This window comes from Herbaspirillum sp. VT-16-41 (assembly GCF_001994935.1).
Taxonomy (GTDB): domain Bacteria; phylum Pseudomonadota; class Gammaproteobacteria; order Burkholderiales; family Burkholderiaceae_D; genus Herbaspirillum; species Herbaspirillum frisingense.
Map to the genome: position 1 here is coordinate 17,151 of NZ_MUXB01000121.1, position 25,031 is coordinate 42,181.

Consider the following 25,031-nt stretch of genomic DNA (forward strand, 5'->3'; position numbering starts at 1 on the left):
TCCCTGCGACGCATTGGAAGAGAGACATGAACAGCATTGATCTGGACGTATTGAAGACGGCGATCGCCTGGTCGGAAAGCGGCGCGTACACGCTACTGGCGACGGTGGTACGGACCTGGGGTTCGGCACCGCGCCCGGTGGGCTCGATGATGGTGATGCGCGGCGACGGCCACGTTCGCGGCTCGATCTCGGGCGGCTGCATCGAGGACGATCTGATCCACCAGGTGCAGACCGGGCATTACCAGCGCGAGGCCGGCGAGCTGCCGACCCGCACACTGACCTATGGTCTGTCCGCCGACGAGGCGCATCGCTTTGGACTGCCCTGCGGCGGCACGCTGCAATTGGTGATCGAACGCGTGACGGACAAATCCAGGCTGCGCCAGCTGATCGCCTACGTCGAGAAGCAAGGCCTGGTCACCCGCCGCCTGACGCTGGCCAACGGCGAGGTGCAGCTCGAACGCGGCATGCCCGATACCCTGCTGCAGCATGACGAACACACGCTGGTCACCGCCCACGGGCCGCGTTACCGGCTCATCCTCATCGGCGCCGGCCAGCTGTCGAGCTGCGTGGCGCAGATGGCCGGCATGCTGGATTATGAAATCGTAGTCTGTGACCCGCGCGAGGAATACCTGAAAGAATGGGACATCGCCGGCGTACAGCTGTCGCGCGAGATGCCCGACGACTTGCTAATCCGGCTCGAACTCGACGCTCACAGTGCCGTGCTCACCCTCACCCACGACCCCAAACTGGACGACATGGCCCTGCTGGAGGCACTGAAATCGCCGGCCTTCTACATCGGCGCCATTGGCTCGCGCGGTAACAACGCCAAGCGCCGGGCGCGGCTGGCACTGTTCGACATCACCGAGGCCGAAATTGCCCGACTGCACGGTCCGGTGGGCATGTACATCGGCGCACGTACACCGCCCGAGATCGCGGTGTCGATCCTGGCTGAGATGACCTGCATTAGGAATGGCGCACCGGTGCTGCAGACGCACCAACATCGCCCCACCACTACCACGCCGCAGGATGCGACGGCCTGCATTCGCGCCTGATCTAAACACCCTTTGGGAACTGCCATGCACAAAGAAGAACTCAAGGTCTACAGCATCGACGGTATCACCCCCGTGGTGCACCCCAGCGCCTACGTCCATCCCTCCGCAGTGCTGATCGGTGACGTAGTGGTCGGCCCGCGTTGCTACGTTGGCCCGCTGGCCGCGTTGCGCGGCGATTTCGGTCGCATCATTCTGCACGATGGCGTCAACGTGCAGGACACCTGCGTGCTGCATGGTTTCTATGACGGCGAGACCGTCATAGAGGTGGACGGCCATATCGGCCACGGTGCCGTACTACATGGATGCTACGTTGGGCGCGACGCGCTGGTGGGAATGAACGCGGTTGTGATGGACGACGCCGTTATCGGGGAATCCAGCATCGTCGCGGCCTGCGCATTTGTGAAGGCGGGATTGGTGATCCCGCCGCGCAGCTTGGTGATGGGCACGCCAGCTTCCGTCATACGCATGTTGCGCGACGAAGAGATCGCCTGGAAGCGGCAAGGTACGAGCCAATATCATCAGCTTGCCGTGCGGTCGTTTAGCACTTCGCAATTGGTGTCACCGTTGACGGAAATAGAGTCTGATCGCCCGCGACTGACATGCAGCGCGGCGCCCAGATCCAAAAACCGTCAAGCTTGATCTAGCTTGTCAGGGAACGGTCCACATGACGGGCGAATAGGCGACGACGCAGAGTGCTGCGCCTGCTTCGCGCCATGACCGCTTGAAGATACCAGTGAAACAGAGGTTTGACTGATTCATTATCCTAGCCGACACGAAACACACTGACAGCCTCGGCTAGGATCCTCGCTTCTACTTGCATGGCCTTGGTGGCAGCGGCGGCTTGCTCTACCAGTGCAGCGTTTTGCTGCGTCGATTCATCCATGAGCGCAATAGCCTGATTAACTTGTTCAATACCGTCGCTCTGCTCTACGGATGCGGATGTAATCTCCGACACGATCGTCGTTACGTTTCGCACGCTGGAAACCACCTCGTCCATCGTGACGCCCGCCCGTTCAACCAGCTTGCTACCGACTTCGACCTTGGACACCGAGTCTTCGATCAAGGCTTTGATTTCCTTTGCTGCACCGGCCGAACGCTGCGCCAGGGAGCGCACCTCCGAAGCCACCACCGCAAAGCCCCGTCCTTGCTCACCAGCACGGGCCGCCTCCACCGCCGCGTTGAGGGCCAGGATATTGGTCTGGAAAGCGATGCCGTCGATGACCGTGATGATATCGACGATCTTTCGTGAGGAATCGTTGATCAGTCGCATCGTCGTAACCACCTCGGCAACCAGCTCGCCGCTTTCTTGCGCGACCTTCGCGGCTTTACCTACCATCTGATCAGCTTGTACCGCATTGTTGGCGTTCTGTTTCACTGTCGCGGTGAGCTCTTCCATCGCCGACGCGGTTTCTTCCAGCGAACTAGCCTGCTGCTCAGTACGGTCAGATAAGTCAAGATTGCCCTGGGCTATTTCGGTAGAGGCAGCGGCAATTGTATGGGTACTGTTGCGCACTTTTTTGACAATATTGCTCAAATTCGTATTCATTCCCTTGAGTGCCTGCATCAACTGCCCGGCTTCATCGTTGCCATGAATATCGACGTGACAGTCCAGATGACCCACTGCGACCTGGTTGGCCAGGGACACTGCTTGCTTTAGAGGACGGGTAATCGAACGAGTAATCAGGGTGGCCAAGGTCATCCCCACAATGATCGCGGCAATACCCAGGGAAAGCATAACCATTCTGGTCGTCTGGAAAAGCGCGCGCGCCTCACTGGTCATCTTTTCTATGCGCTCGTTCTGCATGCTGGCGAGGTTTCCCATCGCTGCGAGGAAAGTCTTGGACGCAGACAGTAACTGTTCATCGACAATTTTTGTAGCAGCCGCTTCATTGCCGGCATCCTTTTCCTTGAATACGGCAGTATTGGCAGCGAGCAGAATCTTTCGTTTCTCAGCGATGTCTTTGAGGGCCGCTTGACCCGCTTCGTCGGTAATCAGGTCGTTAATCTGCTTGAACAACTCGTTATTCCTTTTGATGATGGCGACCAGCAATTCCTTGTAGTAATTTTGTTGCAGCCGATCAGGATTCTTTGCGGCAGCGATCGTGTGTCCTACACCGATTTCGACGGATTTATACGCGACATTCACCAGGCGTTCCTTCCTCAAGGCGTCGTTGACAATAGCGTCGTTGAGCTCACCCGCCACCTGTAGCCGCCAGACTCCCATACCGGTGATGACAGCCATCAGCAACAAGATACCGGCGAACCCTGCCGCTAGACGACCGCCAATTGTTATATTTCTCATCATCTATCTCCCCTGCACTCGTTCATTATCCAAAAGTCGAATGAGAAATCTGACCCGGCAATTACCATTATTGGAGGCAACATTTGAATTTGAGAGATTGATCGGCGGCTGTACCAACTCATGAATGAAGCTAGGAACACACCTGTTTTCGATGCAGCAGCCAAATTTCATCTCAAAAAAAGAGGCGATCCCTCCAGGAGAAATCGCCTCAGGTACTGCCCTGGTCAAAACTGCACAGCCCTTCTTTCGGAGCACTTCAGCAGGCAACGGCGCTTATTTGGCCGGTGCCGAATTGGTTTTGCCCGCGATTAGCGTCTGCGGATCAGTCCGCTTGGAGAGAGAGACAAACAGTGCAGCCAGCATCAGCGCCACTGCCAGGCCGGAAAACGTTACAGAGGGATCCGGACTGATCGTGTGCAAGAGGCCGATGAGAAAAGGCCCCATGATCCCGCCGACACGGTTGATACCGACGGCAATGCCCATGCCCGTTCCACGTACTTCAGTCGGGTAGGACATGACCTGGAAGTTGTTCAGTACCGCCTGCGCGCCGAAGACGAAGAAGCCAGCCGCCGCCACGAACACGATCATCATGTATCGTTCGGAGAACATCGCCAGCGCCACCATGGCAATGGCCGCGGCGACGTACCAAACCACCATCGCCCTGACGCGGCTGCCCACCCGGTCAGCGAACCAGCCACTTGACACGCCACCGAACAGCGACGCCAACATGATCAGCGAACCGTAGCCGAACGCGGAGGAAATCGCCTCGCCACGCTGGATAACCATGGAAGGGAGCCAGCCGGTCAGTCCATGGATACAGAACAGGCTGAGGAAACCCGCCACCCAGTTGATCAAGGTAGCGCGTCGATAGGCCGGCGCCAGCAAGGTCTTGATCGAACCGCGCTTTTCTTCCGAGCGAATGCGGGTGAAGCTGGCATTGCGATAGAGCTCGGTGCGTTCGGGGCGCAGCGATATCAGCAGCTTGCGGATGTTTTCATGATCTTCACGTACCGCCAGGTACTGGATGGATTCGGGCAGCCGGTAGTAGGCATAGATGGCTACCAGCAGGGATGCACTGCCAACCACGTAGATCGATTGCCATCCCAGTTGCTGTCCCATGGTGATGCCGATCACGCCGGCCAGGATGCCGCCGATGGAGAAGCCCACCTGGAACGTCCAGATTGTAAAGGTATTGGATTTCTTCTTAGGTGCCCACTCGTTGATATAGGTAATGACCAGGGGCGTGATCATGCCCAGCGCGGTCCCCAGCACCATGCGGCTGACGGCGAAGCTCAGCGGCGAATTCACCAGCGCGGCCAGGCAGAGGTTGCAGGCCGTCAGCAGGAACAGCGCCCACAGCAGCACCTTACGCCGGCCGAAGCGGTCGGCCAGCAGACCTTGCAGCACCGAGCCCAGCGACAGGCCCACGATACCGCTGGAGAGCATGATGCCGATGGTGGTGGGATCGGGTTTCCAGGTCTTGGCGACCAGGGGGATGACATAGGCGGCGTTGAAGAGGTCATAGCCATCGAACAGCATGACGAAACCGATCAGGATGCCGAAGGTCCAGTGGAACTTGCCGATGGGCGCACTCCCCACCTCTTCAAGTGGATTGATGCTAGTACTCATTTGTTGTCTCCATGATTGGGGAAATCCAGGTGCAGCGGGTCATATCCATGACTGGTTTTCCTCCCCCGGGGGCTTGCTGCCCTCTTCTGGGGGGTTGAGGTTCTTGCGACGGGATTCAGGCTTCGGCCAATACTCCCGCCAAACGTTGCCGCACACCCTCAACCAGCGCCTGGGCACCGGCGATGTCGCTGGCGACGCCATAGACATAATTGTCGGGACGCACCAGCGCGGCCTGCACGCCATGTCGGGCAAACCAATTTGCCATCACGCCATCGCGTTCACGATACGCCTGGCCCTGTGCGCCGATCGGGACCAGTTGGGCGCCCAGTGCACGTGCCTGTTCCAGCAGTTCGGTATCGATCTGGATCTGCCCAGCATTCAGGACGATGCGCCAGCCACTGCCACACACGGCATCCATCAATACCTCTTCGCCATTGACCACCAGCGTCGGCTGCGGGAACAGGCTACCGATGGCTATATGCGGCTGCGGCGACAGCAATCCGGTTTCTAGGGGAGGAATGATGTTCTGGCGCGGTACCGTCTTGATGGTCCCGCCGTCGGCGGCGATCAGGCGTGCATCGCGTGCCCTGGCGGCGTCCACATCGCGTTCGCAGATCAATTTTCCGATCTCCTTGATGCGGCCGGTCAGCGCACGCACATGTGCTCCGCGTTCCTGGCCATACGAATCCAGCAAGCCGGCATCGGCAGCGTTGGCCATGACCAGCTTCAGCTTCCAGACCAGATTGGTGACATCGCGAATGCCCTGGCACATGCCCTGGCCCAGGAACGGCGGCTGCTGGTGGGCAGCATCGCCGGCGATGAAGACGCGGCCGCTGTGCCATTGCTTGGCCACCAGCGCGTGGAAGCGATAGCTGGCCTGGCGCCAGAGCGTGGCATCTTCGGGCGTGATCCAGCGCTTGAGCACGCTCCAGGCGCCTTCTTCCGTGGCCATGTATTTCGGGTCCTCGCCTTCCAGCAGCGAGATTTCCCAACGGCGGTGATTGCCGGGGCCGATCACATAGCTGCTGGGGCGCTGCGGCTCGCAGAATTGCACGCTGGTCTTGGGCAGCTTGGCCAGGCCACGTTCATTGACCAGCACGTCCACCACCAGCCAGGGTTCGTCGAAGTCCAGGTCTTCCAGTTCAATCCCGGCGGCCGCCCGCACATTGCTGGAGGCACCGTCGCAGCCGATCAGGTATCGGGCGCTGACGGTGTGGGCAGCGCCCAGTTCGTCGCGCACTTCGATCGTCACGCTGGCGTCATTCTGCGAAAGGCTGATGAATTCCACACCGGTGGCCACGTCGATCTGATCAATGGCGGCCACGCGCTCGCGCAGGATGCGCTCCACCGACGGCTGGGTGAACACCATGGACGGTGCGTAGCCTAGCGGGAACGGCGGCTCGACCACGGCCAGGCGCTTGATCAGGTCACCATCGACGCCGTAGTACTCAGATGGCGTGAAGGGCTCGGTATGTTCGGCCACCGCCTCGGCTACGCCAAGCTGCTGGAATACGCGCATGATTTCGTGATCCAGCGCAATGGCACGCGGTTTCTCATAGACATGGTGCAGCTTGTCGATGACCAGCACATTGAACCTGGCCTGGCCCAGCAATGCCGCCGCGACCGCACCGGACGGTCCGAAGCCGACCACGATGACGTCATAGTGCGACTTCATGCCACTTCACCTTCAGCGCCGATAGTGTTGACCAGCAGACCGATGTTCTCGATCTCGATTTCCACCTTGTCGCCCTGCTTCATCCATACCGGGGGCGTACGCGACTGGCCCACGCCGGCTGGCGTGCCCATGATGATGACGTCGCCCGGTTCCAGGGTCACGCATTCGGTCAGCAGCGCGATGGTCTCGGCCACGTTCCAGATCATGTCGCGGGTATTGGCGTCCTGCATCACTTTGCCATTCAGGCGGCACTGGATGGACAATCCTTCGGCGCCGGGCGGCAGTTCGTCGGCAGAGACCAGGAAGGGGCCGAAGGCGCCAGTCTTGTCGAAGTTCTTGCCGATGGTCCATTGCGGCGTCTTCTTCTGGTAGTCGCGTACCGACATGTCGTTGAATGCGGCGTAACCGAAGACGTAAGACAGCGCATCTTCCTGGCGCACGTGGCGGCCGGTGGTCTTGCCGATCACCACGGCCACTTCGGCTTCATAGTCGAAACGTTCGGAGACCTTGGGCGCCCAGGCCTTTTCCTGGTGCGCCAGCAGCGAGCTGGTGGCACGCAGGAAGAACCAGGGATAGACCGGCTTCTCGCGTCCACTCTCGGCGGCGTGATCGTAATAGTTCAAGCCCAGGCAGATGGTCTTGCCGGGTTCAGGCACCACGGGGGCATAGCGGATGTCGGCCAGCGGCAGGCGATGGCCGGCTTCCTGGTCAATCAAAGCTTGCGCCACAGCCACCAGGTCAACGCCTGCACGCAGGGCCGCGCGGATATCGGAGGGTACGGCCGGATTGCTGGCATGGATGTCGATGACCTGGCTGCCATGGACGACGCCCAGTCGGGGCCCTTGTACAGTGTGGAAGGTGACGAATTTCACTGGATGCTCCTGTTGAAGAATGGACTACCTGTCAGTTGGCCGATACGTCGGCAAAGCGGATCTGTTTCTGTGCGAACTTGATCTTGTCGGAGGGCGGCGGCGACACGCCCCACTGGTCCACGCGTCCGGGCGGCCAGGTCCAGTCGTCCGGTCCGCCGACCTTGTAGCTGTCATCCACCTGCAGGATCTCGGCGGTATATTCGATGACGAAGTCGGAGGGACCGATGAAGTACGCGAAGGCATTGTTGCCCGGCCCATGGCGTCCTACGCCCCACTCGATGGGATAGCCGGCGTCGCGCATGCGGCCGGCACCGCGCATGACCGCATCGAGATCGGGCATCACAAAGGCAATGTGATTGAGGGTGTTTTCGGCGGCATCAGCCAGCGCGACGCTGTGATGATCGCTGCTGCAGCGCATGAAGGCCATGGCGCGGGTGCGGTCGGAAAGCTTGAAGCCAAGCGCGCGCTCATAGAATGCCTGCGCCAAGGCGACGTCCTTGCTGTTGAAGACGGTATGGGTAATGCGAATGGGTGAGTCGGCGCGCTCTGCGGTATCGGCGTGCAGGACATCCCCATGAACCAGGCGCAGCACCCGCCCCTGCGGGTCCTGGATCAGGATGCCGACGCCGCCTCCCGGCTCGTCGACCGGCCCCACGGGCTGCAGCAGCTTGCCACCCTCACGTGGTATCGCCTCGGCGACGCGCGCCAGATCCTCGGCAGCGGCCACGCGGAAGGTAACGCTGCGCACGTCGGGGATGGTACTGCGATGCAGGGCCAGGATATGGTGCGCCGCGCCGGTGCCGCGCAGATAGACCGCATCGGGCGTGCGCGCGGCGACCTGCAGGTGCCAGATATCGGTGTAGAACTTTTCCGCTGCTTCCAGCTGGGTCACGCCGATGGCGATACTGCGCAATGCGGACAGAGGGGATGAGGACATGAAAGCTCCTTGCTCAGGTTCTGAGGATTCAGTGGCGCTGGATGCCAAGGAAACGCATGGCATTCAGGTGTAATATTTTTTCCCGCACATCGGGATCAGCGAAGGCTTGCTGCACGCTGTCCACGGGTGACTTGTCGCGGAAGGCAAAGGGATAGTCGGTGCCGATCATCATGCCCTCCACGCCAAAGGTATCGGCCAGGTGGCGCAAGGTCGGCGCATCGAAGACCAGGGTGTCGTAATACAGCTGGCGCGCCACTTCGCGCGGCGCGGCCATGCTCTCGGCCAGTGCCGGGAAGACCTGGTGCGCCTGGCTCAGCCGGGGCAACAGGCTGGCCAGGGTGCCACCGCCATGGCTAAAAGCCAGCTTCAGGCCGGGATAGCGTGCCAGCAAACCCGAGGTGATCACCGAAGCCGCCGCCAGGCCGACATCGCTGGGATAAGCCAGGACCTGCTGCAATTGGGCCGGCCCGACCAGGCGGTCCATGCCCACCGGCTTGACCGCGTGCACGAAGATGGCAGCATCCAGCGCATGGGCCGCTTCGAAGAAAGGCGCCAGTACCGGATCGCCAATGGGCCTGCCATTGATATTGCTGCCCAGCTCGACACCGGCAAATCCGAGTTCCTCGACCAGGTAGCGCAATTCGGCAATGGCCAGGTCCACGTCCTGCAAGGGCACTGCCCCAAGAGCGACCAAGCGGCCGCCGGAGTGATTCACCATCTGCCCCATCTCTTCATTGATGTAGCGCAGCAGCTGCTGTGCCGGCGCCGCCTCCATCCAGTAGGACAGCAACTCGGGCATGGGCGAAATGGCCTGTACCTGGAGTCCACATTCGTCCAAGTCGACCAGCCGCTTGGGCACATCCCAGCAGCGATCCGAGACGGTGCGGTAGATTTTTCCAGAGATCATCACGTGCTGATGGCAGGCGTGGGCCGGCGCCATGGCGGGCCACTGGGCCGGTGCGACACTGCCGAGATAGCGCGGAAAAGCGTGCGGCACCACGTGGGCGTGGATATCCACGCCGCAGGCGCATCGGACCACCGGCCGTAGCGTATTGTGCTCGGTCATGATGCGCTCAGGCAGCGATCTTCAGGCCGGTGGCTTTGACGCCTTCGATGCAGATCGCCTCGTCCTGATCGCCAGTGTCGCCGCTGGCGCCAACCGCACCGATGACGGCACCGGCCTCATCGACGATGAGCACGGCACCGACCTGGGGAATGAACTTGCCTTGACCGGTGGTGGACAGCGCCGCGAAGAAAGAGGGATTGTCGGCCGCGCGCTTGACCAGGTTGCGGCTGTTCACCCCCATCGCCACGGCAGCCCAAGCCTTGCCCTGGGCAATGTCGATGCGGAACATGGTGGCGCCGTCTTCGCGCTCGGCCGCCTTCAGGTGGCCGCCGGCGTCGAGCACCACTACGCCCATGGGCTTGGTATTGCGTTCACGGGCATCGGCCAGGGCGGCCGCAATGATCTGCTTGGCCTGGGCCAGGGTCAGTTGGGACATGTCTCTTCTCTTTTGCGTTGTTGGTAGGAGGTGATTATATATACAAAAAAAACAAATACAAGAAAATATATATATTCTTTCAGAGACGATGGCTTTTGATAGATAAGCCTGATTTTTGAGATGAATGCGCTATACTCGCGAGAACTCACCTGCAGTCCCTCGCGACCATGCCAAAAATCAGAAACGCCCTATCCACCGAAGAAAAAAGTCCGCCCGCCGCGAGTGCGTCGGTCACGCCACTGGCCTCGCCCGCCCTGGCCACTCTGGCCACCAACCTGTACGACCGCATGCGCAGTGACCTGCTGGCAGGCAAGCTGGAACCGGGCCGCAAGCTGCAGATCGAGTTCCTCTCCGACACTTATCAGGCCGGCCCCACGCCAGTGCGCGAAGCCCTCAACCGGCTTACCTCGGACGGCTTGGTGGAAAGGCGCGACCAGCGCGGCTTCGTGGTCAAGAGCATCAGCGCGGAAGATCTGGCCGAAATCACCAAGACCCGTTGCTGGCTGGAAGAGATCGCGGTCCGCGAATCGATCGCGGCCGCTTCGGTGGCGTGGGAAGAGGAGCTGGTGCTGTCGTTCCACCGTCTGAGCAAGACCCCGCGCTCGCTGGCCGAGGATCACTATGAAGAAAACCGCGAATGGGAAAAGCTGCACCGCGCCTTCCACCGCGCGCTCATCGGCGGCTGTGGTTCGCGCTGGCTGATTGCGTTCTGCGAGCAATTGGCGGACCAGCTCTATCGCTATCGCCAGCTGTCGGTGCGCAAAGTCTTCCCCAAGCGCCATGAGCATTCCGAACACAAGGACATCGTAGAGGCCGCCCTTGCTGGCGAGGCCGACACCGTGGTGCGCCTGCTGACCCGCCATTACAACGCCACCGCCAACATCATCCTCGAAGACAAGGCGCTCTTCACGAAGGAACAGGCTTAAATCAGCCATAGAAAAGGCGGCCTGCACCAGGCCGCCCAACTCCTCAAGACCGATTGCTTCAGAAGGTCGACACCATGCCGACGACGAACGAGGACACGTTCGAACCAGCGGTGGTAGCCACACCAGGCCCGCCGGCATTGCTGACCGTGAAGGCTGCATTGCTGTTATTGCGGATTTCCGAGACGCCGAGATACAAGCCCGTGCGTCTGGACAAGCGGTAGTCATACCGAACCCCGTAGGAAGATGCATTGCCGCTGCTGCTGGACTGGCGCCGGTACTGGCCGAAACTTAGCAACAAGGTGCCGCCTGCCATCCGCGGAATGGTGGCGTTGATCTCATAGAAGTTGTTGTCCGGATTCGCAAAGGTGCTCGACACTGCGCTGGCCGGATCGGGACTGCCCCGGTGAATCTGGTACAGCACGGCCGGTTTGATGAAACCAAAGTCATAGGACGCCGCCGCCAGGTAGTACTTGCCCAGGTACACCGGGGAGGTCGTGGCGGTGGTGGTGGCATACTTCTGCTGCAGATAATCCAGGTCAGCCGAAAAGGCGCCGTTCTTGTAGTTGCTGCCCAGTGACACGGTATCGCCCATGGTGCGCGGGGCCGCGCCTTCGGTACCGAAGGCCATGACCGCGCGCACGGTCACGCCAGCCATGCTGGGACTGACATAGCGCACGGAGTTGGACAAGCGTGCGCTCGGCACATACACGAAGTTGTTGGTGGCATTGCCCCAGCCCAGGGTATTGAGCTCACCCAGGGAATAATTCACGTAGGTCGTGAACAAGGCGCTGTAGTTCACGCCAGCCTGTATCTGCCCCAGACTGCCGCGCAATCCGACCCAGGACTCGCGATTGAACAGCGCGCCATTGCCTGCGATGCTCCCGGTATCCAGGTTGAAGCCGTTTTCCAGGCGGAATATCGCCGCCAGCCCTCCTCCCAGATCTTCCGCTCCCTGAAAGCCGATGCGCGACGGTGCCACTGCGCTTGAATCCAGGCGGGTCGTGGTGCCTGTGCCGGTATGAGCGGTCTGGATGGATGCGTCCAGCACGCCATAGATAGTTACTGAAGATTGCGCCTGGACTGCGGACGCGCAGGCGAGCGAAGCGATGGCCGATGCCATCAGGACGTACTTGCATTTCATTTCAAGAGTCTCCTAGGGCAACCCTCCAGGCAAGGCTGTCCGTGATCGATTAGGTTCTGTATTTTTTAATCGATTATAATTTAAATTAAATATTTTTGTATATATTTATATATTAATATCGTTTTTGTATTTATTAAAAGCGCACTGGGGATCCTATGCCCGCTCGCCAGACCCTGACGATCAAGGTCAGAGTGCCTCCGTTTCGCGGCCACTGCGCTGCAGTCGAAGAGACGGATTAATCCGGCGAAAGAGAGGACTGATCCAGCACTGCGCAGTAGTCATAGAAGATTTCCTGGCGAACCTATTTCCTCAGGGTTGGTTCGCCCCAAGCTTGGCGGCTTGTCCGCACAGAAAATTGAAACCATGATGCGCCCTCTCGGGTGGCCCGACTGCTGAGGCCCAAGCGTGCTGCACGCCTCCGGCCGTCAACAGGAGGCAAGTAGCTTTGCCGTGGCGACGTCAGGACAATCAAGCGTCAGGAGAAAAAGACAGACCAGCGTTGCAGTCGCGCTGCATCCCCGCAGGCCAGCCATCGCCGCACCTGGGATTCGGCGAAGGCGAACCACTGTCCAAGCTACGCTTGCTCCATTGGACAATGCTGCAGAAAAGTGGGAGCCACGGTCCCCAGGCCCAGCATGTGGCACAGAAGACCGTATTCCTCTGCGAGTCACCACTTTGTGCCCCAAGACTACTGAGGGCCGGATGAGGCATATCGAAGCGCTGTGAACGCAGCGGTCAGCAACAGCAAAAGGCCAGGCAATTTCCGCACCTTGTTTGTATATGCGCCAAAAGCGGCATGACAGACGGCGTGGATGCGTCGCGGCGCTGCAAGGCATCAGCTAGAGGCTCGAAAACGAGGGAGTAAATCTTGATCAGCAGGTGACCTTCCTGATCAACAATGGTACCGAAGACATGCTCACCAACAGTAAGGCACCTACCCGCGAGGGAGATCTGCGCATGCGCGGACTCTTCCTCGGTACGGTTGGAGCAGTGCCCTGAAGATGCGCGTGATATGCAGGCCAGTGGCGCGGCGGCGAACTGAAGGGCCGGGATGGGCTACTCGGTGCTGTCTGGTGGGATGGGCGCGGGATAGACGAGAACTAATACGATGAAAACGGAAACAGTGCCTCACAAAAGTTACTGTGTATATGTAATGACCCACTGAAAACCTGCTCAGTAGATAATCCTAAAAGGAAATCAAAATGAGCAAGGTCATGGAAGAAGAATTCAAGCGTTGGACGGCCAAGCGCAAAGCGGCGCTGGTGATGGAAATCATCCAGGGAAAGACGACGGTCGCCGAGGCTAGCCGGTCGTTTGATATCCCGCCATCCGAGATCGAAGAATGGGTCGATGAAGGCCGCAAAGGGATGGAGAACGCCCTGCGTGCCAAGCCGCTGGATGTGAGAGAACAGTACGAGCGGCAACTCAAGGAGCTCCAGGAAGCCTACGGAGAAGCCATGCTGGAGCTGCGCGCCAGAAAAAAATTGGCGTCCCTGCTGGGCGAGGAAGACAAGTAATCGAGACCATCCGCCAGGGACTCAAACAAGACGGTTTCGATGTGGCTGTCAGCAAGATATGCGCGTGGTTTGGGATTGCCAGGCGCAGTGCTTTCTACAAGCCGGTGAAGGCGGAGCCCAAGGTGCAGGAGCGCTTTGCCGAACCCATTCGCAAGATGATCCTGGAAGAGCCGTCCTTCGGCTATCGCACGGTGGCTGGCCTGCTCGGGTTCAATAAGAACACGGTGCAGCGGATCTTCCAGCTCAAAGGCTGGCAGGTCAAGAAGCGCCCCAATGGTTTCCGTCCCAGGGTGAAAGCCTTGCCGTCGGTAGCCACAGGACCAGACCAGCGCTGGGCAACCGATCTGTGTCGGATCTGGACAGGACGTGATGACTGGGCGGTGCTGGCCTTGGTGATTGATTGCCACACGCGGGAATTACTGGGCTGGCATCTGTCGCGTTCAGGCAAGTCGAAGACGGCTGAGTCGGCGTTGGAGCAAGCGCTGATCGCGCGTTATGGCTCGCTGGGTCGCGTGACGGCGCCGTTCTTGCTGCGCTCCGATAACGGCCTGGTGTTCACCAGCCGTAGTTACACCGCGTTGGTCCGCAGTTACGGGCTTCAGCAAGAGTTCATCACGCTGCATTGCCCACAGCAGAATGGCATGGTCGAACGCGTCATCAGAACCCTAAAGGAGCAATGCGCTCATCGACATCGCTTCGAAACATTGCAGCACGCCAGTCGCATCATTGGTGACTGGATCGGCTTCTATAACCACCGCCGGCCGCATCAGGCGCTGGGCATGAAGACACCGGCTGAGGCGTTTGCCTTAGCTGCTTGAGGTGAGCAGGTTTCGCTGGGTCATTACAAGAGCACCAAGTGATGTGATAAGCACCTCAGGATTGGCCATTCCGTTTTGCAAAATACAACACCTCAAATTAGTACATGCTCCAATTTTTAAGTGCTTCAAGTATCATGGAACGAATGTTCCATTAAGACGAGTGCTATCACATGAGCGGTAAGCCCCAGTATGACGAAAGTGCTGTGCTTGAAGCGGCGATGAGAGTATTTTGGCAACGTGGTTATGCCGCAACGTCAATCAACGATCTGCTTGCGGAAACAGGGTTATCGCGGTCCAGCATCTATCAACGCTTCCAAGATAAGGGCAATTTATTCCGCGAGGTCCTTGCCTTATACACGGAACGCGTATTGCGTCGCATGCTTGCCATAGAGCGTGCGAGCGAGCGCGCGCGCATGGAAGCAGTATTGCGTGACTTTTTACCCAAACCATCGGCAACAAGACGACCGGACGGCTGTCTGTTAGCGCGTAGTTGCACCGAAATAGCGATTCTGCCGGAAGACTCGCAAATTGCTGTTGAAGCGGGTGTCGCGCGCCAGCACGCTGTATTAGAGCAGATTATCAGCAAGGCGCTATCCAACGGCGAGCTGCCAGCTTCGTCCGACCGTCATGCTCTAGCTTGGTATTACCTCGGCATACTACATGCGGTCATGACATTGCCACAGGTCGGTGCAGTACCTGCAGCACTATCCGGCATGATCGATCTCGCGATGGCATCCTGGCCGGTCGGGCGTAGCGCGCGAGCGACCTAAGATACCGTGGCGCCACCAAACAGCGAGATGTTCTCAGACAACCACTCGGGCAATTGCCTTGGAGCGTGACCGGTCAGCAGTTGGACCGTGTTAGTTTCTTCCTGTAGCGATGATTCGCGCACAGTACGGTCGAGTCCAACCAGCAGGTCCACCACGAATTCGCTGACGCCGGAGTTCAGCAGACGCTGACGCTCCTCAGTGGGAGTGCGCTGTGTATAAGCTACCGACTTGCCGAGCAGCCGCGTGAGTTCCCTGGCGACCTCGTCCATCGACCATGCGCGCGGCCCCGTTAGATGGAAAGCGCGTTGCCAGTATGTGCTTTCCGGTTCAAGCAACACCGCTTTCGCGGCATCTGCGACGTCGCGCGTATCGATTAAATTAACGATGCCCTGACCTGCAGAGCCACCCCAAGTGTTCTCCTGGACCGCCTTGCCAGCCCGTACTAGCGTGTCGAAGAAGGTGGTAGGTCGAAGTATGGTGTAGCCGATGTCGCGCGACACTAGGTAGGCCTCGACCCGCGCGTGCCAATCGAAAGGATGTAGTTTCGCTGGCAGACTGGCTGCCGACAATTTAACGATATGCTTAACACCAGCGGCGATGGCAGCATCGATTAGCGCTATCTCATTTTCGACCTGGCGCGGAGAGGTGCCCTGCGCCAAGAAGAACCGGTCGACACCCTCTAGAGCTTCTTGCAGAGAGGCTGACTTATCGAAGTCGACCAGAGCCTGAGCAATATGCGACGGAAAACGGTTTGATTTCGGCATCCGGGTCAACGCAATTACGTTGACCGCCTCGGTAGCAAGACCTGCAACCAGGGCTGTACCAACTCGGCCGGATGCGCCAGCGATGGCAATACGGGAAAGGGAATTAAGAGCAGGAGTGGACGGCATGATGGCAACTTTCATCGATCTTGGAATGATCGGTCCAACAATGTTGGACCGATCATTCCGTGTTGTCAAGGAAAATCATCGCCTGCTGATAGTAGGCCCCTCAGGACAAGTTTTTGGCGCGCGTTCCACGAATCCATGAGCTTACGCAGGAGCGCCGGAGAGCGCCGTTGCTGACAGCGAGTTGAGGTGCAAACATTCGCATACACCCAAGGAAATTCTGCTCAGCAATTCAAAAACCACCCAGATCCAAATTGGCCTTGCAGGCCGCTAATTTTCTGAATTGCGGAGCAAAAAATGATCTAACCTATTGATTTTTATGATATTCCCCGCAGATTCGTAATCAGCAGGTCGACGGTTCGATTCGGCCCATCAGCACCAGCGCATAAAGGGTTCCAGGCATTCGCCCGAAACCCTTTTTCTATTTGGCGATGCTGGTATGAAAAGCCTGCCCTTCGCCCTCAAATACTAAGTCTTCGCCAGCGGCTTCATGCGAAAACTGATTCCCATCCGATTAATGGCATTCATCGCGGCGACCACGATGGTGAGTTCGACCAGATTTTTTTCACCAAAGACAGAAAGTGCCGCCGCATATGCTCCATCCGAAGCATGCGTTTCGCTGATACGCGTTACTTCCTCGGTCCAGGCGAGCGCAGCCCTTTCCTGGTCGGAGAACAGATAGCTCACTTCCTCCCACACCGGTACCAGGACCACCTTATCGACCGACATCCCGCTTTTGATGAGGTCGCGCGTATGGATGTCGATGCAATGCGCGCATCCATTGATCTGTGACACCCTCAAGAAGACCAGATGTATCAACTCACCAGGCAAGTCGGTGCCGGTCGTTACGTAATGATGAAGTGCGCCTAGCGCCTTGGCGCCCTCGCCGGAAACTTGAAACCAATTCGGACGTTTCATAAATTCTTCCTTGAAGTTGGGTTGAGCGGGTTCAATGTCGAAATCCCGCTACTCCCAAGACGGCTGGACGATGTCGTCTGTGACAACTTCTAAAGAATTTTTCTTAAATGCATCTCCAATAAAGCTTTAGGTCTCTCTCCCGAATTGCTGAGTAGTTGAAACCGCGAGCGATCTCTTATGGAATCAATTCAAAATAAGAATCTCCTCGGCAGCCATCCCATTCGACAAGAGAGATCACCACACTTCAACCGGCAGAGATCTACCGATCCCTGCCATACGCTGGAATGCTCAGATCTGAGAAAGACCTCCATCCACCGTCAGTTCAATCCCGGTAATGTAACGAGCATCTGGAGACGCAAGGAACAACCCGGCACTCGCAATCTCGGCCGGATCAGCCATGTAACCCAATGGGGTGATCTGGGAAACGTACTCTTTCAGGCTATCGATCTGCGCGTGGTCGAGCTTGAGGCTGTTGTCCATCAGCGGCGTGCGCGTAAATCCCGGACTCAGCGCATTGACGCGGATCTTGCGTGCCCGCAGATCGTTGGTCCAGGTGCGCGCGAAGGACCGCACTGCCGCCTTGGAGGCGTTATAGACGCTCAGTTCAGCCATGCCGTTGCTCGAACAGATTGAGGATGTCAGCACCACGGAAGCGCCATCCGACAGCAGCGGGAGCAGTGTCTGCACGGTGTAGAACACGCCCTTGACGTTGATATCGAAGGTACGGTCGTAATCCGCCTCGGCGGTCGCCCCGAAGGGGTGTTTCTCGCAGATGCCGGCGTTGGCGAAAATCGAATCGAGGCGGTCACCGCGCTTTTCGATTTCGGCTTTCAGATATTCCAGGTCCGCAAGCCTGGAGACGTCGGACACCACCGCCACCGCTGAGTCCGCCAGGACACTAAGGGCCTCGTCAAGACTCTTGCGTGAGCGACCTGTCACGTACACCCGCTTGGCGCCCTGCGCAAGCAGGCCTTGTGCGATCGCCAAACCAATTCCGGTCGAACCGCCGGTGACAACAGAGACGTGATTCAAAAATTGAGAAGACATCGAGATTCCTATCGTGATCAAGTGGGACAGCATTTACATTGCATCGCTACAAAGATGCGCGGGACCGCGCTGCGGTCTGGCTCTGGCCTTCGTGGAGCGTGGTGGGAGATTTTTTCCGTGACCATCTACCGACGGTAACGCGATGCACGGGCAACCAACAGCGCCGCGATCGTCAGGCTGGCGGCGACACATACCATCGCCCAGCTGAAGGCATGCGCCAGGGACGATGGCGTATGGCGGGAACCCGCCAGACTGAAGAACACGCTGCCGATGACAGCCACGCCCAGGGCCGCACTGATTTGCAAAGCGGAATTCACGATCCCGGCCAACATGCCGGAACCACCGGCCGGCGCAAGATCGATGACCGATCGCACCAGCGTGGGCACGGCGATCCCTTGCCCGAACCCGATCAGCGAGAGCGCGATCACGACGCCTGCCAGTGCCGGTGCCCGCGCAGCGGGTGTGGAAGCCACCACTGCACTGAGAATCAGGCAGCCGACGACTTCCAGCGCCATCCCCAATACCGGGGTCCAGCGTCCTAACCGGCGCGCGGCGGCGGGTGTCGTCAAGGGCCCGATCAGGAAGCCCAGTCCGCACGGCACAAACATCAAGCCGGTCGCAAATGCGCTCATGCCAATCGCCCCCTGTAGATAGATCGAGAAGGTGAGAAAGAAGGCCGAGACCACATAGAAGAACAACACTCCGATCATCCCCAGCACCAGGCCAGGTGCATCGGCCAACTGAGGCGCGACCAACGGCGTTCCACCGCGCTCCGTGAGCCACCGCTCGTAGCGCCAGAACGCAGCGGCAAACCCCGGTGAGGCGAGCAGCATGAGACAGGTCCACCACGGCCAGCCGGCCTCAGGCCCTTTCACCAGTGGTACCACCAGCAGGCCCAGCGAGAGTGCACAGAGCAGCACGCCCATCCGGTCCAGCCGCGCCGGATGTGGACTGCGCGTGTCCGGCAACAGGGGAATTCCGCCGAGGAACACGAGCGCCACGAGCGGCAGGTTGATCAGGAAGATGATCCGCCATTGCAGATCGCCGACATTGGCCGCAATCAGCAGTCCACCGAGCGCCTGGGCGGCAATCGCTGCCAGTCCGATGGTCGCACCGTACATGCTCAGCGCCCGCGCCCTCTCCCGCTCGGGAAACAGCGCCTGAATCGATGCCAGCCCCTGCGGCGCCATGATCGCCGCACTCAAGCCTTGCAGCAGCCGGCCGGCGATCAGCATGGCGGGCGTAGGCGCAACACCACAGAGCAGCGACGACAGGCCGAAGCCCGCCAGACCTGCGAGAAACACCCTCTTGCGCCCGTACAAGTCTCCCAGCCGTCCCCCGGTGATCAGGAACACCGCATACACGGCGGCGTAACCGGATATCACCAGTTGCATCTCGGCAGGATCGGCACCCAGGCCGGTACGGATCGACGGCAGTGCGACATTGACAATGAAGAAATCCAGCGGCGGCAGGAAGGCCCCCACCAGCAAGACGGCAAATGCCAGCCATCGACGCGGATGGGGCACATGCTCTGCGTGCGAAGAGGTAGTGAGAGTATTCATTTAATTATGAACCGTTAGGTTCCAAATTGAGAAAAAAAAATTCAGTCGAGCAGCCGCATCGCCGTTTCGACGACAGCGGTCATTTGCTTGTCTACTGCTCCTACCTTTCCAAGCGTGCGCATGCCGTGAGTCAGGCTGACGATCACGGTTGCCAAGGTTTGTGGATCGTGATGCGCGGGAATTTCCCCGCTGGCCTGCCCACGCGCAATGGCTTTGGCATACGCATGACGGATACGGTCGACCATGGTCTTGACTCGCTCGGCGACATCATCGTCGTGTGACACCATTTCCATCGCCGTTGCGACCAGCATGCAGCCGCGACGCCCTTCTTTGCGGCAAGACATTTCCGCCAGGCGCATCAGGGTTTCCCGTATCGCGGCTTTGGCCGATCCTGGCTGCTCCAGCGTGCTGAGCAGACGAACCAGCGACTGGGAAATATAGCGGTCGAGTGCGGAAAGAAACAAGCCATGCTTATCGCCGAAAGCCTTGTACAGGCTGCCCCGTGACAGCCCAGTGCCATCGATCAGGTCGACCAGCGACGTGCCGTTGTAACCACGCGTCCAGAAGACCTGCATCGCCGATTCGACGGCGGCATCGATCTCGAATTCGCGCGGACGTCCTGGTCCTGATGGGAGATGGGATAAGCTCATGGAATATTTGGAACCGAATGATTCCGAATAATACCGACTGCGATTTATTGATGCAAGTAGAAATTATTGGCAGACGTTGCCAACAGCAAAAAGCGGCTCGCCGATGGCAGCCGCTTCTGGTCGATGGTCACATCATCGCAACGATCAATACGCTCAGCGCGCCAGCGCGTAGTTGATCGGCACCCAGCGATACCCGCTGCCATCCTTGACGATGTGTCCAATGCCGGGGAAGGACAGGTGAGCAGCCGCGATCAGTTCCCGGGCATCTGCCACCGCGTCGAACGCCTTGCGGCGATCGCCCATGGCTTCATGTTCGTCGGTATCGAAACCGATGGTGACATCCGGCTGCGGGAACTGTACCGCCGCCACATGGATCATGTCGCCCACGATCAACAGGCGCTGGCCTTTGCTGCTGACCAGGTAGGCATTGTGACCAGGGGTATGACCGTAGTTGGCCACGCTGGACACGCCCGGCTGCAGCTCGCCATCACCCTCGAAGGGGCGGAACTTGCCGGCCGCGATATAGGGCTTGAGGGACTTCTCCGCGACCTCGAAGAACTCCTGATTGATGGCGCTGGCCTTGGCCTTGTTGGCCGGGTTGAGCCAGTAGTCGGCATCCTTCTTGTCGGCCCGCACGACGGCCTTTGGGAAGACGCGCTTGCCCTTGTGCGTGAGACCGGCTTCGTGGTCGGGATGAAGGTGGGTCAGGTAGACCTCATCCACCTGGTCCGGGCGATACCCTGCCGCTTTCAGGCTGGTGAGCAGGTGGCCACTGTCGGCATCGAGCACGCCACCGGCTCCGGTGTCGATCAGGATCAGTTTCTTGCCCGTGTTGACCAGGAAGGCATTGACCGATGTCTCCACCGGATCAGTGACAAAAGCTGCCTGCAGGCGCTTGTCCAGATCTTCCTTGCTGATCCCCTTGAGCATCTTGCCGGCTGGCAGATGGTTGGTGCCATCCGACAGTGCAGTGACTTCGATGTCACCGATCATGGTGCGATAGAAACCCGGCTGATTCTTCAGCATCGGCGCCTCGGCATGCGCTGCCTGGGCCATGGCGAATATCATGGCGGCAGCAGCGAGAGGACGCAGCAGTGGGGTGAGCGAGCATGGGCGGATCTGGCGAAGGGAAGTGGACATTGTTGTTTTCCTCAAGGGGTCATTGAAGCCGACCGATTCCGGCACACGGTAGGCATGCATGGATGGCCGTCCGACTGATCGGGACGATGCCATTACCGGCCAGAAGGATCGATGGACGAAGCGGGGCTGCGAGGGCACAGGTCGCACTGCGCCGAAGGACGGCGTGAGACCCCATTGCAGCTCTGCCACAGGGCGCAGTGTGGACAGTGCAGGAGGGAGTGTCTAGTTATACGAAAGGATAGGCGAGATGCATGGCATCACGCCTGGGAAAAGCGATGGACCTCGAACATCCGGGAAACGTGTCTTGCACAGACTGTGACATCAACAGACCTGCGCGACAGAGGCGCGTCTTACGCAGCAGGCCGCTTGGCCAGCGCCAGGATGGCGCCGAACAGAATCATGGTGCCGCCGCTGATGCGGTTCATCCAGCGCAGCCCCTGGGCATTCTGGATCACGCCGGAAAGCCGGCTGCCCGCATAGGCGTAGGCCGCGATCGCGACCACTTCCAGGCTCAGGAAGATCCCGCCGAGGATGAGGAAACTGACCCAGTAATTGCCGGGAACCACGAACTGCGGAAAAAAGGCGGTGAAGACCAGGATCGCCTTGGGGTTGCCGATGGCGACCAGGAATTCCCTGCGAATGAAGGTGCGGATATCGCCGCGCGCCTGCTCTCCCGCAAGGCCGTCAACGGACAGCGTCGCCCTGGAAAAGAAGACCTTGAAACCCAGCCAGACCAGATAGGCGGCGCCCAGCAGCTTGCAGACCGTGAAGGCCAGTTGCGACGCCATGAGCAATGCTCCCATACCCAGCGCGGCCACGGCGATCATGATCGCAAAGGCGACCAGGCGCCCGACAGAGGCCAGAATTGCCAGCCGCAAGCCGTAATGCGCGCCGATGGTGATGGACAGCAGATTGTTCGGCCCGAAAGCCATGTTCAATGCAAAGCAGGCCGGTACAAACAGCAGGAGCGTATCAAGAGGCATGATGTGACCAGTTGGGGGTTCGGAAAAACCTTCATCGGCGAAGGCAGGAGCCGCAATGATACAAGCGATCGCCCTATCGGCAATCGGCAGGACATCACCGAGTTAGTCGGAAATGCTACGCGCACCCACACCCGCCCCTCGTCTACACCCTGAAAACGCCCCGCCATCGCTCCCACCGATTACCGGCACTTAACCCAGGGCCTGCGCCACCTCTGCCACCAGCTTGCGCAACCAGATATGCGCCGGATCGTCGCGATAACGGACGTGCCAGGCCATGTGCAGCGGAAAAGTACCGAGATCGACTGGCGCCGACAGTACCTTCAACCGGGTATCGTGGACGAGCCGCTTGCAGATCAGCATGGGCAGGGTCGCACAGTAATCGGTCGCGGCCACGATCTCGGGGATGGAGGCGAAATGCGTGACCGAGACGGCCACCTCGCGTCGCAGGCCCCTGCGCTCCAGCGCCTGGAACAGGCCAGTGCGCAGACGGCCGGGCGGCAGCACATTGACGTGCTTCATGCGCTCATATTGTCTCTTGCCGATGCGCGTGCCGATGACCGGATGGTCGGCCCGTACGACGCAGGCCAGGCCATCCTCGCCGATGTGCTGCACCACCAGGTTATCCGGGGCGTCATTGATGCGTCCCAGCACCATGGCGGTATCGCCTGAACTCACGCCGGTCTCGGCCAGGTCGGTACCAAAAGGCAAGGTGCGCAGGCGCACACCTGGCGCCACCACGCTCAAGCGGGCCACCAACTGCGGCACCAGCACGAACTCGACATAGCTGTTGGGCGCGATGGTGATCAGGTGATCGGCGCGCGCCGGTTCGAAGGCCTGCTGGCCCAATACCACCGCATCCATCGACGCCAATGCCGTCACCAGCGCGGGGGCAAGCAATTCGGCCTTGGGCGTGGGGCGCATGCCGTAGCGCTCGCGGATGAACAGGGGATCCTGCAGGGTCAGGCGCAGCCGGGCCAGCGCATTGGACAAGGCTGCCTGCGTCATGCCCAGTCGCGAGGCGGCCCGGGTGACGCTGCGCTCCTCCATCAGGGCGACGAAGACCGGCAACAGGTTGAGGTCGTATTTCATATAGAACTCATTTCATAAATAGGCGCGAGTGCGAGCGAGTCCCGTTTGGGATGAAGTGCAAGGCGCGAATTTGGGTCAAGACTGGGCGTCTTGACCCAAATTCGTAACGCAGCAATTCGCCCAAACGGGCCGCTCCCTCCGGGTTCTACCCAGAACGCATCTCACGACTATTTATGAAATGAGTTCTAGATATATTGTCTACGATAAATCTGTTTTATCAATAATAAATTGGCCGAATTTCTCCCCATTGCCGATGATGACGACCATCACCACCTCACCAGAAGGAGTCAACATCATGTCGCACACCGGATCTGATCTGTTTTCCCCCACCCGCATCGGCGCCATCGACGTCGCCAACCGCATTGCCATGGCTCCGCTGACGCGCTCGCGCGCTGACATGCAGGGCGTGCACAGCGAACTGGCCATCGAATACTATCGCCAGCGCGCCTCGGCCGGTCTCATCATCAGCGAAGCCACCAATATTTCGCGCGAAGGCCGCGGCTATGCCTTCACCCCAGGTCTCTACACCGAGGAACACGTCGCGGCCTGGCGCAAGATCACCGATGCGGTCCACGCGGCAGGTGGCAAGATCGTCAACCAGCTTTGGCACGTAGGCCGGGTCTCGCATAGCTCATTGCAGGAAAACGGCGCAGCGCCGGTCGCCCCCTCGGCGATCCAGGCGGGCGAGCTGGTATTCCTGGAGTCGCAGACGCAGGCAAGGCCCTCCATGCCACGAGCCCTGGAGACCGCGGAAATCCCGCGCCTGCTGGAAGACTATCGCCGCGCTGCGCGGCTGGCCAAGGAAGCCGGCTTCGATGGGGTGGAAGTGCATTCGGCCAATGGCTATCTGCTGGAGCAGTTCGTGCGCGACAGCACCAATCACCGCACCGACCAGTACGGTGGCTCGCTGGAAAACCGCGTGCGTTTCCCGGTGGAAGTGGTCACCGCCGTCGCCGATATCTGGGGTGCCGATCGCGTGGGCGTGCGCCTGTCGCCGCTGACCCGCTCGGCCGGTGACATCCCGCTGGACAGCGATCCCGAGCGTACCTACCTGTACTACGCCGAGCAACTGGGCAAGCTGGGCCTGGCCTATCTGCACTGCGTCGAAGGCCAGACCCGGGGCAGCAACGCGGCATCGGAATTCGATTTCAAGAAGCTGCACGCCGCCTTCGGTGGCCTTTACATCGCCAACAACAGCTACCAGCGCCAGATGGCGATGGATGCGGTCGCCTCGGGGCATGCCGACATGGTGGCCTTCGGCCGCCCCTTCATCGCCAATCCCGACCTGGTGGAACGTCTGCGTCTGGACGCCCCCTGGGCGGAGGCCGACCGCAACACCTTCTACGGTGGCGGTGCCGAAGGCTATACCGACTATCCGACCTACCAGGCTGCCTGACTCGATGACCTGGCTGGCACTGCCGTCGCCCGTGATGTTGATGGGGACGGCAGCGCCGCCTCCTGAAGCCCGCTCCCTGCCCTGCCCAAGCCTGTTCCAGGGCTGCGTACGGCCACGCCGCAATCCCACCCAGTGAAACCGAAGTACCGGTCAACGGGAATGATCACGCCTCCCCTATGCGCAAGATCACAAAAAATCATCTCTCCTGCCAAAAATTC

Annotated in this window: 23 protein-coding genes; 7 read left to right on the forward strand and 16 right to left on the reverse strand. The window is 59.6% G+C overall.

The features are described from left to right. The first annotated feature begins 26 nt into the window (after positions 1–26). Positions 27–1,052, forward strand: a complete 1,026-nt coding sequence (locus BTM36_RS18865; protein WP_077237489.1) for an XdhC family protein — start codon at positions 27–29, stop codon at positions 1,050–1,052. Between the two features lie 24 nt (positions 1,053–1,076). After that, the gene (locus BTM36_RS18870; RefSeq protein WP_077237490.1) at positions 1,077–1,691 is read left to right on the forward strand and encodes a phenylacetic acid degradation protein PaaY; all 615 of its coding nucleotides are present in this window, start codon (positions 1,077–1,079) and stop codon (positions 1,689–1,691) included. 124 nt (positions 1,692–1,815) lie between these two features. On the opposite strand, the gene BTM36_RS29365 is transcribed toward BTM36_RS18870, so the two are convergent. The 7 genes from BTM36_RS29365 to BTM36_RS18905 form a co-directional block, all read right to left on the reverse strand. Further along, positions 1,816–3,357 carry a methyl-accepting chemotaxis protein gene (locus tag BTM36_RS29365; RefSeq protein ID WP_305778104.1) on the reverse strand — a complete coding sequence of 514 codons (1,542 nt, stop codon included), beginning with the start codon at positions 3,355–3,357 and terminating at the stop codon, positions 1,816–1,818. A gap of 270 nt (positions 3,358–3,627) precedes the next feature. Next, positions 3,628–4,983, reverse strand: a complete 1,356-nt coding sequence (locus BTM36_RS18880) for an MFS transporter (RefSeq protein ID WP_077237491.1) — start codon at positions 4,981–4,983, stop codon at positions 3,628–3,630. 115 nt (positions 4,984–5,098) lie between these two features. Next, entirely contained in the window at positions 5,099–6,658 is a 1,560-nt protein-coding gene (locus BTM36_RS18885; RefSeq protein ID WP_077237492.1) for a bifunctional 3-(3-hydroxy-phenyl)propionate/3-hydroxycinnamic acid hydroxylase, read from the reverse strand. Continuing rightward, entirely contained in the window at positions 6,655–7,530 is an 876-nt protein-coding gene (locus BTM36_RS18890) for a fumarylacetoacetate hydrolase family protein (RefSeq protein ID WP_077237493.1), read from the reverse strand. Before BTM36_RS18890 ends, BTM36_RS18885 begins: the two co-directional genes overlap by 4 nt. A 31-nt stretch (positions 7,531–7,561) precedes the next feature. Then, positions 7,562–8,467: a VOC family protein gene (locus BTM36_RS18895; protein ID WP_077237494.1), complete on the reverse strand. Its 906-nt coding sequence runs from the start codon at positions 8,465–8,467 to the stop codon at positions 7,562–7,564. Positions 8,468–8,495: 28 nt separating this feature from the next. Next, positions 8,496–9,533 (reverse strand): amidohydrolase family protein, encoded by a 1,038-nt coding sequence (locus BTM36_RS18900; RefSeq protein WP_077237495.1) that lies wholly within the window; start codon positions 9,531–9,533, stop codon positions 8,496–8,498. 7 nt (positions 9,534–9,540) lie between these two features. After that, positions 9,541–9,969: a heme-binding protein gene (locus tag BTM36_RS18905; RefSeq protein WP_077237496.1), complete on the reverse strand. Its 429-nt coding sequence runs from the start codon at positions 9,967–9,969 to the stop codon at positions 9,541–9,543. A gap of 167 nt (positions 9,970–10,136) precedes the next feature. On the opposite strand from BTM36_RS18905, the gene BTM36_RS18910 reads away from it, so the two are divergent. Then, the gene (locus tag BTM36_RS18910) at positions 10,137–10,895 is read left to right on the forward strand and encodes a GntR family transcriptional regulator (RefSeq protein WP_077237497.1); all 759 of its coding nucleotides are present in this window, start codon (positions 10,137–10,139) and stop codon (positions 10,893–10,895) included. Positions 10,896–10,953: 58 nt separating this feature from the next. Here the strand turns inward: BTM36_RS18910 and BTM36_RS18915 are convergent, their stop codons facing one another. After that, positions 10,954–12,036: a porin gene (locus tag BTM36_RS18915; RefSeq protein ID WP_077237498.1), complete on the reverse strand. Its 1,083-nt coding sequence runs from the start codon at positions 12,034–12,036 to the stop codon at positions 10,954–10,956. Positions 12,037–13,238: 1,202 nt separating this feature from the next. Between BTM36_RS18915 and BTM36_RS18920 the strand changes: the two genes are divergently transcribed. The 3 genes from BTM36_RS18920 to BTM36_RS18930 all read left to right on the forward strand — a co-directional run bounded on the left by BTM36_RS18920 (position 13,239) and on the right by BTM36_RS18930 (position 15,141). Continuing rightward, positions 13,239–13,553, forward strand: a complete 315-nt coding sequence (locus BTM36_RS18920; RefSeq protein ID WP_017455550.1) for a transposase — start codon at positions 13,239–13,241, stop codon at positions 13,551–13,553. A 41-nt stretch (positions 13,554–13,594) separates the two neighbouring features. After that, a complete protein-coding gene (locus tag BTM36_RS18925) occupies positions 13,595–14,371 on the forward strand; it encodes an IS3 family transposase (RefSeq protein WP_077237499.1) in 777 nt (258 codons plus the stop codon). 170 nt (positions 14,372–14,541) lie between these two features. Further along, a complete protein-coding gene (locus BTM36_RS18930; RefSeq protein WP_077237500.1) occupies positions 14,542–15,141 on the forward strand; it encodes a TetR/AcrR family transcriptional regulator in 600 nt (199 codons plus the stop codon). Here the strand turns inward: BTM36_RS18930 and BTM36_RS18935 are convergent. The 8 genes from BTM36_RS18935 to BTM36_RS18970 form a co-directional block, all read right to left on the reverse strand. After that, positions 15,138–16,046, reverse strand: a complete 909-nt coding sequence (locus BTM36_RS18935) for an NmrA family NAD(P)-binding protein (RefSeq protein ID WP_254427037.1) — start codon at positions 16,044–16,046, stop codon at positions 15,138–15,140. The genes BTM36_RS18930 and BTM36_RS18935 overlap by 4 nt on opposite strands. 450 nt (positions 16,047–16,496) lie before the next feature. After that, positions 16,497–16,946: a carboxymuconolactone decarboxylase family protein gene (locus BTM36_RS18940; RefSeq protein ID WP_077237502.1), complete on the reverse strand. Its 450-nt coding sequence runs from the start codon at positions 16,944–16,946 to the stop codon at positions 16,497–16,499. Between the two features lie 288 nt (positions 16,947–17,234). After that, positions 17,235–17,993: an SDR family oxidoreductase gene (locus BTM36_RS18945; RefSeq protein ID WP_077237612.1), complete on the reverse strand. Its 759-nt coding sequence runs from the start codon at positions 17,991–17,993 to the stop codon at positions 17,235–17,237. A gap of 125 nt (positions 17,994–18,118) precedes the next feature. Further along, positions 18,119–19,555 (reverse strand): MFS transporter, encoded by a 1,437-nt coding sequence (locus BTM36_RS18950; RefSeq protein WP_168189799.1) that lies wholly within the window; start codon positions 19,553–19,555, stop codon positions 18,119–18,121. A 41-nt stretch (positions 19,556–19,596) separates the two neighbouring features. After that, entirely contained in the window at positions 19,597–20,205 is a 609-nt protein-coding gene (locus tag BTM36_RS18955) for a TetR/AcrR family transcriptional regulator (RefSeq protein ID WP_168189800.1), read from the reverse strand. A 153-nt stretch (positions 20,206–20,358) separates the two neighbouring features. Continuing rightward, entirely contained in the window at positions 20,359–21,345 is a 987-nt protein-coding gene (locus BTM36_RS18960; RefSeq protein ID WP_077237504.1) for an MBL fold metallo-hydrolase, read from the reverse strand. 350 nt (positions 21,346–21,695) lie between these two features. Next, positions 21,696–22,277: a LysE family translocator gene (locus BTM36_RS18965; protein WP_241812078.1), complete on the reverse strand. Its 582-nt coding sequence runs from the start codon at positions 22,275–22,277 to the stop codon at positions 21,696–21,698. Positions 22,278–22,517: 240 nt separating this feature from the next. Further along, positions 22,518–23,417, reverse strand: a complete 900-nt coding sequence (locus tag BTM36_RS18970) for a LysR family transcriptional regulator (RefSeq protein ID WP_077237506.1) — start codon at positions 23,415–23,417, stop codon at positions 22,518–22,520. Positions 23,418–23,712: 295 nt separating this feature from the next. Here BTM36_RS18970 and BTM36_RS18975 point away from each other — a divergent pair, with 295 nt between their 5' ends. Continuing rightward, a complete protein-coding gene (locus BTM36_RS18975) occupies positions 23,713–24,813 on the forward strand; it encodes an alkene reductase (RefSeq protein WP_077237507.1) in 1,101 nt (366 codons plus the stop codon). Positions 24,814–25,031: the final 218 nt, after the last annotated feature.